The organism is Faecalibacterium tardum (genome assembly GCF_040096515.1).
Lineage (GTDB): Bacteria > Bacillota > Clostridia > Oscillospirales > Ruminococcaceae > Faecalibacterium > Faecalibacterium tardum.
Genome location: NZ_JBBMEO010000009.1, coordinates 74,890 through 86,028, shown reverse-complemented (window position 1 = coordinate 86,028; position 11,139 = coordinate 74,890). Strand labels below are relative to the sequence as shown.

Here is an 11,139-nt window from a genome sequence, read left to right as displayed (position 1 = left end):
GAACACAGAAGTTAAGCTTACTTGTGCCGAAGATAGTTAGCTGGAAACGGCTTGTGAAAATAGGTAGTCGCCGACTTGAACAGAAAGCTCTGAGATGAAAGTCTCGGGGCTTTTTTTACGTATAGAAGATGAATTTTCTACAAATAAAGCAAGATATAATTGAAAATTCATATTTTGTTAAAGTACTTTATAGGAATTAGTTGCAGCTAAGGGATGCTTATGATACAATAATAATATGTTATTGTGATGAAAAATGGGATTTGACGAGGATGTATTACAAAATGAAAGGAAGTAGTTGCGGTGAAGGTGGCGATGATCGGGCACAAGGATTTTCCGAGTCGCTCGGGCGGTGTGGAGGTCATGGTTGGCGGGCTGGCCAGAAGTCTGGTGGAACGCGGCTATGACGTTACCGTGTATAACCGTGGCTTGGAAAAGCACCATAATGTGTACGATGTGGACGGCGTTCACGCGCGGCGAGTATTTACCCTGCAAAAGCCTGCACTGAATGCCACAATCTACTCTTTTCTGGCTACTTTTGATGCGCTGTTCCGGGGCTTTGATGTGATCCATTACCATGCCATCGGACCCAGCGTACCGCTACTGATCGCTAAGATATTCGGCAAGCACACCGTATGTACAGTGCACGGACTGAACTGGAAGGTGGACAAGTGGCGCGGCTTTGCAAGCCGTTACATGAAGCTGGGAGAGAGGATCGCCGCAAAATATGCGGATGATCTGGTGGTGCTTTCGGAGACGGAGTGGAACTATTTTTTGCAGAAATATGACCGCGCCTCCATTCTGATCCCCAATGCCATCCACTTTTATGAAAGGCACGATTGCAGTCTGATCCGGGAAAAATATGGGCTGGAACAGGGAGAGTACATCCTGTATGTGGGGCGCATCTCGCCGGAAAAGGGCACGATGGATCTGGTGGAGGGCTACCGCAAGGCCAAGACAGGGAAAAAGCTTGTACTGGTCGGCCCGCTGGATGACAGCGAATATTGCAGAGCAGTACAGCAACAGGCACAGGATGACCCCAATATCATCATGACAGACTATGTGGTGGGCGACCCGCTGAAGGAGCTTTACAGCAACTGTGGACTGTTCGTTCTGCCCAGCCACACCGAGGGACTTTCCCTTTCTTTGCTGGAGGGGCTGTCTATCGGTGCACGGTGTCTGGTGAGCGATATCCCCGAGAATACGGTCGTGACCGACATTTACGGTGCGGCCTTTACGCCGGAGGATACGGACGACCTTGCCCGGGCGCTGGAGCGAGAATGCGCACAGGAGTACCCGGACGCAATGCGGCAGCAGCAGATCGAGTACGTCCATACAAATTTTGAGTACGATGTGATGCTGGACCGTTACGAGGAGGTCTATCATCGTGTGGTGGGCGATCCGCTGACGGCGATGCCCTCCACCCTGAAAAAAGAAAAAGTGCTGGTCGGCACAAAAGCATAAGCAAAGAACGCCCCGGAAACGTTTGACAGCGTTTCCGGGGCGTTTTTCGTTTAGATCAGCGGGGCGATGAATTTGAGCATCATACCCACCAGATGCAGCAGCTTTTTGCCCTGCCAGACGCTCTGGCGGGTGGGCTCTACCGTGCGGCACTGTGCCAGTGTATCTTGAAAATCAGCCTCAATACGAGGCAGACAGTCCACACCGCGCATCCAGACCGCGTTTTCAAAGTGGTGGTACAGGCTGCGGTAGTCCAGATTGATGGTGCCTACAACGGCCTCCTGCCCGTCCATGATCATAACCTTGGCGTGGGTGAAGCCGGGGGTCCACTCACTGATCTTCACACCAGAGGACAGCAGTGGCAGGTAATGGGTCTTAGCCAGCGCATAAGCAAACCACTTGTCCGGCTTGCCGGGTAAAATCAGGTGCACATCTACGCCGCGCTCTGCGGCAAAGCGCAGGGCGGTCTCCAGCTCGCCGTCCAGAATAAGGTAGGGCGTGATGATATGTACGCTGTGCCGGGCGCGGTTGAGCAGGTCGATGTACACCATCTCGCCTACACGCTCGCCGTCCAGCGGGCAGTCGCCGTAGGGGATGACAAAGCCGTTGGCCTGCGTTTCCGGGATGGGGCGGGTAAGGAACTGAGCAAACTCCGGCTCCCGCTGGATGCTCCACATCTGCAAAAACAGAGCGGTCATGGTGCGCACGCCCTCGCCCTCAAGCATGACCGCGGCGTCCTTCCAGCGGCCGTATTTTTCAACGTGGTTGATGTACTCGTCGGCCAGATTCACGCCGCCGGTAAAGCCTACGCGGCCATCTACGACTAAAATTTTGCGGTGGTCGCGGTAGTTGTAGTGGGTGGAAACAAAGGGCGTGACCGGCGCAAACACCTTGCAGCGGATACCCAGCGCCTCCAGCCGTCTGGGGTAGTCCCGGGGCAGGGTGGAGAACTCGCAGGTGCCGTCATACATCACCCGCACATCCACGCCCTGCGCGGCCTTGCGTGCCAGTATCTCCAGAATGCGCCCCCACATCAGGCCCTCGTCGATGATGAAGTATTCCAGAAAAATGTACTGGGTGGCGCTTTCCAGCTGGGGCAGCAGCGCAGCAAACTTGGCTTCTCCGCTGGGGAAATAGGTCACCTGCGTGTTTTCGTACACCGGGAAGCCGCCGCCCCGTCCGCGCAGATACTGCGCCAGAGAGGCCGCGCCGGGGCAGTCGGCATCCAGCGCCTTGCCCGTCTTTTTGTTCTGCGGCAGTTGACTGCGGGTCTGCCCCTCCAGCTCCAGCAGGCGCTTTTTGAGCATCCGGTGACCGACATCCTCCTTGGTGTAGCAGAACAGCAGCACGCCCAGCACCGGGGCAAGCGCCGTGACCACCAGCCACGGGATGCGCACGCTGTTGTTCATGTCCTGATTGAGCAGGTAGACCATCATGGCCGCCGTGACCAGCAAGGTGCCGCCCAAGTAGTGGGGCAGCAGGTCGCTGAACCAGCGCATCAGGCTGAACAGCGCCCCGAATTGTAGCACCAACAGCACCAGCACCAGCCCGAAGCGGCTGAAGATGGCGTGGATGAGCCCTTTCTGGCCTTTGCGGAGCAGACGGATGCCGCCGTCCTCAAATACCCGAACCTTGCTTCTCATGGTGTGCTGCAATGTTTCTTTTGACATTTTGACCGTCCTTTTCCGTAAATGTGCCGACGAACGCAGTGAGCAGACGGATGAGGGGGATTTCCCACAAGCTGCCGCTTGCCTGCGCCCTCATCAGTCACCTGCGGTGACATTTCTCCCCGGCGCGGGGAGAATCTGTCCCTTCCGGGGGAAGCCATCATTCGGAAAAATGATTTTCGTGAGGATGGCCTGCAAACCCTGTCCAAACGACACATTTTGTGCTATGATAAAAGGGAAGAACTGCTGCCGGGCGGCAACAGCCCCGGGGCAGCAGAATATATACAAATCTATTATAATCCATTCCGACCGGTTTTTCCACAGAAACCGGCAGATTTTGTGCAGAAGGAGTTTGCATCATGAACAACCTGATCATTGGCATTGCGGGCGGCTCGGGCAGCGGCAAGACCACCCTTGCACTGCGGCTGAAGGAGCGCTTTGAGGAGGACGAGGTGCGCTTGATCTCCCACGACAGCTACTACAAGCGCCACGACGAGCTGCCCTTTGAAGAGCGCTGCAAGCTGAACTACGACCACCCGGACGCCTTCGATAACGCATTGCTCATCTACCACTTGCAGGAGCTGAAGGCAGGCCGCGCCATCGACTGCCCGGTGTACGATTACTCCAACCACAACCGCAGCAACGAAGTGCAGCACATCGAGCCTGCCCCGGTGCTGATCGTAGAGGGCATTCTGCCCTTTGTAGAGCCGGAGCTGTGCGCCCTGTTCGACTACAAGATCTATGTGGACACGGACGCGGACGAGCGCATTCTGCGGCGCATCCTGCGGGACGTAAAGGAGCGCGGGCGCAGCTTGGACAGCGTGATTGACCAGTACCTTACCACGGTCAAGCCGATGCACGAAGCCTTTGTAGAGCCCAGCAAGCGCAACGCGGACATCATTGTGCCCAATGGCGGCGAGAACAGCACCGCCGTGGAGATGCTGGCGCACCACATCCGCACCCTGATCGAGAAGGCGAACCGGGGGTAAGATAAATTTAAAAAAGCACCCACAGCCATCCGGCTGCGGGTGCTTTTTGCATACAGGGTTTAACGGATAGAGGTGCGCACCAGCGCGCGTTTCAGGCGCGCCTGTGCCAGCTCGTACTCACGGTCATTCAGGTTCTTGCGGGCAAGGATCTCCTCGGCGCGCTTTTTGGAAGCCTCCGCACGCGCCTGATCGATGTCCTCCGCCCATTCCCAAGTGGTAGCCACCAGACGCACGTCCCCGTCCAGCACGCTGAGCAGGCCGCCCATGCAGGCTGCGCGGCGGCGCTGACCGTCGGCATCTACAATGTGCGCCTCGCCCATGCCCAGTGCCGTGCAGTAATCGCCGTGCTTTGCCAGAATGGCGATATCGCCGTCAATGGCGCGGCAGACGATGCGCTCGGCCTGACCTTCAAAGGCGCAGCCGTCCGGCGTGACCACCGTCAGATGAAAGGTCGTCATGGCTTACCCCTTCTTCGCTTTTGCGAACACGTCGTCGATGGTGCCCGCGAACAGGAATGCGCTCTCGGGCAGTTCGTCGCACTCACCGCTCAGAATCATCTTGAAGCCCCGCAGGGTCTCCTTCAGCGGCACATACTGGCCGGGCATACCGGTGAACTGCTCTGCCACATGGAAGCTCTGGCTCAGGAAGCGCTGCACCTTGCGGGCGCGGCTGACGGTACGCTTGTCCTCCTCGCTCAGCTCGTCCATGCCCATGATGGCGATGATGTCCTGCAGCTCCTTGTAGCGCTGCAGGACCTTCTGGACGGCGCGGGCGATCTCGTAGTGCTCCTGACCCACGACCTCCGGGCTGAGGATGCGGCTGGTGGAGTCCAGCGGGTCCACAGCGGGGTAGATGCCCTGCGATGCAATGTCACGGCTCAGCACCGTGGTGGCGTCCAGATGGGTAAAGGTGGTGGCAGGGGCGGGGTCGGTCAGGTCGTCGGCGGGAACGTAGACGGCCTGCACCGAGGTGATAGAGCCCTTGCGGGTGGAGGTGATGCGCTCCTGCAGGGCGCCCATCTCGGTGGCCAGCGTGGGCTGGTAGCCAACAGCAGAGGGCATACGGCCCAGCAGTGCGGACACCTCGGAACCGGCCTGCGTGAAGCGGAAGATGTTATCAATGAACAGCAGCACGTCCTGATTCTTCACATCGCGGAAGTACTCCGCCATGGTCAGGCCGGACAGTGCCACGCGCATACGGGCTCCCGGGGGCTCGTTCATCTGGCCGTAGACCAGTGCGGTCTTGTTGATAACCCCGCTCTCGGTCATTTCGCCGTACAGGTCGTTGCCCTCACGGGTGCGCTCGCCGACGCCGGTAAACACCGAGTAACCGTTGTGCTCGGTGGCGATGTTATAAATCAGTTCCTGAATCAGAACGGTCTTGCCGACACCGGCGCCGCCAAACAGGCCGATCTTGCCGCCCTTGGCGTAGGGGCAGATCAGGTCAACGACCTTGATGCCGGTCTCCAGGATCTCGGTGGTGGACTGCTGCTCCTCGTAGCTGGGAGCGGGACGGTGGATGGGCCAGTAGGCATCCGGGGTGGGGGCGGGCTTGTTATCCACAGGCTCGCCCAGCAGGTTGAACACGCGCCCCAGACACTGGTCGCCTACGGGCACCTTGATGGACTCGCCGGTGTCCACGGCATCTGTGCCGCGCACCAGACCATCGGTGCTGCTCATGGCAATGCAGCGCGCCACATTGTCGCCGGTCAGCTGAGCGACTTCCACCACCAGCTTCTGGCCGTGGTTGTCGATCTCAATGGCGTTGAGCAGCTCCGGCAGCTCGCCATCCTTGAACTGGATGTCCAGCACCGGGCCAATGACCTGGATCACCTTGCCGATATGTTTTTCGGACATAGGCTACAACTCCTTCTTGATAGTCTTAGTTCTCCGCGCCGGCCACGATCTCGGTGATCTCCTGCGTGATGGCAGCCTGACGGGCACGGTTATAATACAGGTTGAGATGGTCGATCATCTCACCGGCGTTCTTAGTGGCAGCGTCCATGGCGGTGCGGCGGGCAGCCAGCTCGCTGGCCACGCTCTCGCACACAGCACCGTAGACGACACCGGCCACATACTCCGGGATGATCGCGCTGAATACTTCCTCGCTGCTGGGTTTGTACAAGATCTGACTGCGGCGTGCCTCCGCTTTCTGCTGCTCGGTGGGCTCCATGGCCAGCGGCAGCACCTCGATGGAGACAGCCGTCTGGGTCATCATGGAATCGAACCGGGTGTAGCAAAGCTTTACGGCGTCAAACTCGCCCTTGCGGTACCCTTCGGTGATCTGGCGCGCCAGCTGGAAGCACTGCCCCACCGAAATATCGGCGGCCAGCAGCACCTCCTGCGTGAACAGTTCGGCTTCGTGGTGGACAAAGTACTCTGCCGAGCGCTTGCCGATGGGCAGCACTTCCACGTTGCCGCTTTCCTGTGCGGCCAGCTTGAGCACGTTGGCGTTGTAACCGCCGGCAAGGCCGCGGTCACCGGCAATGACCACTAGCAGCGTGCGCTTGATCTCGCTGCGGCGCAGGTAGGGGTTGCGGGCCCGGGGGTCCGCTGCCGCGATCTCGGTCAGGGTCTTGTACAGCGTTTCAAAATAGGGTCGGCTGTGCTCGACCCGCTCCTTGGCACGGCGCATTTTGGAGGAAGCCACCAGCTCCATGGCCTTGGTGATCTGCATGGTGCTCTCTACGCTTTTGATGCGCAGCTTGATGTCCTTCATGGAACCAGCCATGCGTTACGCCTCCTTCCCTTTAATGCGCCTTGACAAAGCTTTCGGTGTACCGGGTCAGCACGGCTTTGAGCTGCTCCTCGGTGTCCTTATCCAGATTGCCGGTGGTGCGGATGGTGTCCATCACGGCAGCCCCGGCGGCATCGCTGTCCAGATACTCGTACAGGCTCTTCTCGTACTCGGCCACATCCGGCACCTTGACGTTGACAAGGTAATCGTGGATGGTGGCGTACAGGATGGCGACCTGCTTCTCCACAGGCACGGGTGCGGAGCGGTTCTGCTTGAGCACCTCCACGATGCGCTCGCCCTGTGCCAGACGCGCTTTGGTGTCGGCGTCCAGATCAGAGCCGAACTGTGCAAAGGATTGCAGTTCGCGGTACTGGGAGTAGATCAGCTTCAGGGTACCGGCCACCTTCTTCATGGCCTTGATCTGAGCGTTGCCGCCGACACGGGACACCGAGATACCGGGGTTGACTGCCGGCATAACGCCGGAGTGGAACAGCTCGGTCTCAAGGAAGATCTGACCATCGGTGATGGAGATAACGTTGGTGGGGATGTAGGCGGAAACGTCGCCCGCCTGCGTCTCGATGATGGGCAGAGCCGTCAGGCTGCCGCCGCCCAGCTCATTGGAAAGCTTGGCAGCGCGCTCCAGCAGACGGGAGTGCAGATAGAAAACGTCGCCGGGGTAAGCCTCGCGTCCCGGGGGACGGCGGATCAGCAGCGACAGGGCGCGGTAAGCCACAGCGTGCTTGGAAAGGTCATCGTAGATGATGAGGACATGCTTGCCCTGCTGCATGAAGTATTCGCCCATGGCGCAGCCGGAGTAAGGGGCGATATACTGCAGGGGAGACAGCTCGGAGGCGGTAGCGGACACCACGATGGTGTAGCCCATGGCACCGGCTTCGGTCAGGCTCTGCACAAGGTTTGCCACGGTAGAGCGCTTCTGACCGATGGCAACGTAAATGCAGATGACGTCCTTGCCCTTCTGGTTGATGATGGTATCGGAGGCGATGGTGGTCTTGCCGGTCTGGCGGTCACCGATGATCAGCTCGCGCTGACCGCGTCCGATGGGGATCATGGAGTCGATGGCCTTGATACCGGTCTGCAGCGGCTCCTTGACGGGCTGGCGCTCGATGATGCCGGGGGCGCGGCTCTCGATGGCGCGGTACTCGGTGGTCTCGATGGGGCCTGCGCCGTCGATAGGCTGACCCAGTGCGTTGACCACGCGGCCGATCATGGCATCGCCCACCGGCACGGAAACCACCTTGCCGGTGCGCTTGACGATGCTGCCTTCTTTGATGCCGGCATCCGAGCCCAGCAGCACGATGGAAACGGTATTTTCCTCAAGGTTCTGGGCCATACCGTATTCGCCGTTGTCAAACTGGAGCAGCTCGCCTGCCATGCACTTTTCCAGACCGCTGGCCCGGGCGATGCCGTCGCCCACCATAATGACCGTGCCGGTCTCGCTCTGCTCGATGGCATTTTCGTAATGCTTGATCTGCGCACGGATGATCTTGGAGATCTCTTCAGGTTTCAGTTGCATCTTTGTTTGTTCACCACTCAATTCATAATAGTCATTTCGGGTGGAAATTCGTTCTGTGCTCTGCCCCGTTTGCAAAGGGCAGGGAAAAAGTTACAAAGTGACCGCCGCAATATCCCGGCGCAGGGAGGCAAGACGGTTCTGGACGGTGCCGTCCAGTTCGGTGCCCTCGATATCCAGCCGGATACCGCCCAGCACCTTGGCATCCACCTTGGTTTTAAGGTCGATGGTCTTGCCGGTCAGGCTTTCCAGCTTGGCGTGCAGCGCCGCGCGCTGCTGCTCTGTCAGCGGAACAGCCGAGATGGCTGTAGCTTCCAGAATGCCGTGCGCCTGATTGTAGCGGATGCGGTAGGCCCGTGCGCAGCCGGACAGCTCCCGCAGGGTGCCCTTCTCGCACAGGATCTTTAAAAAGTTCAGCACATAGAGGTGGACCTGCCCGCGCAGGGCTTCGTCCAGCAGGCCGCAGCGCTCCTTTTTGGGGATGCTGGGGGTGCTGAGCAGCCGCAGGTAGTCCGGGTTTTGCTTCAGAAGCTTTTGCACCTCGTCAAGTTCGCCCAGAATGCGGGTCTCCAGCCCTTCCTCTGCCGCCAGATCGTACAGACTGCCGCCGTACATCTTTGCAGTTTCGGTCATGATGCTTCACCCACGTTTTTGATAAATTCGTCGATCAGGTCCTTGTGGTCCTTCTCGCTGATCTCGCGCTCCACCACCTTGGATGCGATCTCCATGGCAATGCCGCCGATCTCGTCCTTGACCTCGTTCACAGCCTTCTTGCGCTCCTGCGCAATGTCAGCTTCGGCCTTCTGCTTCAGCGCAGCGGCCTGTGCGCGGGCCTCGCCCACGATCTCTTCCGAGCGGGCGGTGGCGGTCTTTTGCGCCGTAGCTACGATCTGGTTGGCCTCGGTGCGGGCGTTCTGCAGGTTCTGCTCGTACTCCGCCTTCATGGCTTCAGCCTCGGTGCGCAGCTTCTGCGCATCTGCGATCTCGCTGTCGGCCTTGGCCTTGCGGTCGGCGATCACCTGTTTGATCGGCTTCAGCAGGAACTTTTTGAAGATGACCAGCTGGATCATCAGGTTGCAGATCTGGGCCAGAAAGGTCCAGCCATCCAGCGTGATCAACGCCTGATACAGTTCCATAAGCGTCTCCTTTCGTTATTTTTTCGGATCGGGAGGCTTATGCCAGATACTTCATGAACATACCGGGAGCCAGGAAGATCAGCAGCAGGCCGGTAACAAAGCCGTAGATACCGGTGGTCTCGGAAAGGGCAACACCGAGGATCAGGGTGCTGGTAACGTCGCTCTTGCACTCCGGCTGACGGCCAACGGCCTCACAGGCAGCGGCAGCAGCGTTGCCTTCGCCGATACCGGGGCCGATACCTGCGATCAGTGCGCAGCCTGCGCCGATGCCGCAGCCTGCCAGAGCGATACCACGAGCCAGATACTGGAAATCAGTCATAAGATTTGTCCTCCTAAAATGTGTTTGTGTTTTGGGGGATGCCGGAAGGCCTTAGTCCTCACCGGCAGCACGTTTGATGAAGATTGTGGTCAGGGTACAGAAGATGAACGCCTGAATGCAGCCGCCGAACCAGTCGAAATACAGGCCGGTAAAGGCCGGGATGCCGATCTGGAACAGCTGGATCTGACTCAGGAAGCCCGGCAGCCAGCCAAAGATGACGTGGCTCAGACTTGCCAGTGCCCAGTACAGCAGTGTGGAGATGACTGTACCGGATAGGATGTTGCCGAAGTGACGGAACGCCATGCTGACAGGGGTGGAGACCTCCGACAGCACATTGATGGGTGCCATGATAAAGATTGGATCGAGCAGACCCTTGAGGTAGGCCAGAATGCCGTTCGTTTTGATCTTGTAGTACATGATCAGAACAAACACCACGATGGCCCACGCTGCCTCGGTGTTCAGGTCGGCCGTGGGGCTCCACAGGCCAACGACGCTGATCAGGTTGCACCCGATGCTCAGTGCAAAGATTGCACCGACCAGGGGGATATACTGATCAAAGTGGAAGCCCATGTTGTCGTGCACGAACTGCTCCAGCCGCGTTACGATGAACTCGGCTGCGGCCTGTCGTTTGGACACATTTTCCAGCTTGAGGTCGTGCCCCAGCCAGATGGCAAAACCCGAGAGCAGCGCCATGACGATCCAAGTGCTTACCAAGGTCTGGGTAATTTTAAAATCACCCAGCAGGGGAATGTTGGTGTGGATGGTATACAGGATCTTTGCGCCGTTCAGTTCCATTTATTCTTGTTCACCCCCTTCGTCACGGGGCTGCACCGCAGACTCCTCGGCGGGGGCGGGGTCATCTTCCACAGCGATGTCCACCGGCTCCTGCGGGGGCGTGAGCGGCTTGTACTTCCCGGTTATCTGGAGATAATAGATCGTAACTCTGGGGAACAGCAGCGGCAGAACGCCTGCAAACGCCTGGAAGCACGGAGCCGCAATGGCTATGATGATCCACAACGCCTGCAGCAGCATCCTTGTATTATAGGATATCTGCAGCTGTGCTTTACGCTTTTTTTCGTCCGGCTCGTCAATGACCTTCTGCACCACAAAGCAGATGCCGGCAAAGTTGCCGATAGCCACCAGCGCGCCGATGATGCCGCCCAGCAGCACCCGGTAGTCAAAGACCACCCAGCCCACCAGATGCAGCGCTGCAAACACCACCCACATCACGGCGGTGCATAAGGACACGCCGCAGGCGATGCGCAGCAGCTCCTTTTTGGATTCCGGCTGCAATTTCATAAAA

Annotated in this window: 12 protein-coding genes; 2 read left to right on the top strand and 10 right to left on the bottom strand. The window is 58.6% G+C overall.

Annotated features, from left to right (window positions below; genetic code table 11):
* The first annotated feature begins 300 nt into the window (after positions 1–300).
* On the top strand, positions 301–1,461 hold the full coding sequence (locus WMO44_RS07920) for a glycosyltransferase family 4 protein (protein ID WP_349152256.1): 1,161 nt from the start codon (positions 301–303) through the stop codon (positions 1,459–1,461).
* Positions 1,462–1,511: 50 nt separating this feature from the next.
* Here the strand turns inward: WMO44_RS07920 and WMO44_RS07915 are convergent, their stop codons facing one another.
* Complete coding sequence (locus WMO44_RS07915) at positions 1,512–3,128, bottom strand: phospholipase D-like domain-containing protein (RefSeq protein WP_349152255.1); 1,617 nt, start codon at positions 3,126–3,128, stop codon at positions 1,512–1,514.
* A gap of 356 nt (positions 3,129–3,484) precedes the next feature.
* Between WMO44_RS07915 and udk the strand changes: the two genes are divergently transcribed.
* The gene (gene udk, locus WMO44_RS07910) at positions 3,485–4,114 is read left to right on the top strand and encodes a uridine kinase (RefSeq protein WP_349152254.1); all 630 of its coding nucleotides are present in this window, start codon (positions 3,485–3,487) and stop codon (positions 4,112–4,114) included.
* A 59-nt stretch (positions 4,115–4,173) separates the two neighbouring features.
* Here udk and atpC read toward each other — a convergent pair whose 3' ends face one another.
* The 9 genes from atpC to WMO44_RS07865 form a co-directional block, all read right to left on the bottom strand.
* Positions 4,174–4,572, bottom strand: coding sequence for an ATP synthase F1 subunit epsilon (gene atpC / locus WMO44_RS07905; RefSeq protein ID WP_112090724.1), 399 nt, complete (start codon positions 4,570–4,572; stop codon positions 4,174–4,176).
* Positions 4,573–4,575: 3 nt separating this feature from the next.
* On the bottom strand, positions 4,576–5,970 hold the full coding sequence (gene atpD / locus WMO44_RS07900; RefSeq protein WP_005921508.1) for a F0F1 ATP synthase subunit beta: 1,395 nt from the start codon (positions 5,968–5,970) through the stop codon (positions 4,576–4,578).
* A gap of 25 nt (positions 5,971–5,995) precedes the next feature.
* Entirely contained in the window at positions 5,996–6,844 is an 849-nt protein-coding gene (atpG, locus tag WMO44_RS07895; protein ID WP_112090725.1) for an ATP synthase F1 subunit gamma, read from the bottom strand.
* Positions 6,845–6,863: 19 nt separating this feature from the next.
* Entirely contained in the window at positions 6,864–8,384 is a 1,521-nt protein-coding gene (atpA, locus tag WMO44_RS07890; RefSeq protein WP_349152253.1) for a F0F1 ATP synthase subunit alpha, read from the bottom strand.
* Between the two features lie 90 nt (positions 8,385–8,474).
* Positions 8,475–9,014, bottom strand: a complete 540-nt coding sequence (gene atpH, locus WMO44_RS07885) for an ATP synthase F1 subunit delta (protein ID WP_055186787.1) — start codon at positions 9,012–9,014, stop codon at positions 8,475–8,477.
* The gene (gene atpF, locus WMO44_RS07880; RefSeq protein ID WP_015537344.1) at positions 9,011–9,517 is read right to left on the bottom strand and encodes a F0F1 ATP synthase subunit B; all 507 of its coding nucleotides are present in this window, start codon (positions 9,515–9,517) and stop codon (positions 9,011–9,013) included. The genes atpH and atpF overlap by 4 nt, the downstream gene beginning before the upstream one ends.
* Before the next feature lie 37 nt (positions 9,518–9,554).
* Positions 9,555–9,836: an ATP synthase F0 subunit C gene (atpE, locus tag WMO44_RS07875; RefSeq protein ID WP_005921517.1), complete on the bottom strand. Its 282-nt coding sequence runs from the start codon at positions 9,834–9,836 to the stop codon at positions 9,555–9,557.
* A 51-nt stretch (positions 9,837–9,887) separates the two neighbouring features.
* Positions 9,888–10,631 (bottom strand): F0F1 ATP synthase subunit A, encoded by a 744-nt coding sequence (locus WMO44_RS07870; RefSeq protein ID WP_097778429.1) that lies wholly within the window; start codon positions 10,629–10,631, stop codon positions 9,888–9,890.
* Positions 10,632–11,135: an ATP synthase subunit I gene (locus tag WMO44_RS07865; protein ID WP_005921521.1), complete on the bottom strand. Its 504-nt coding sequence runs from the start codon at positions 11,133–11,135 to the stop codon at positions 10,632–10,634.
* Between the last annotated feature and the right edge of the window lie 4 nt (positions 11,136–11,139).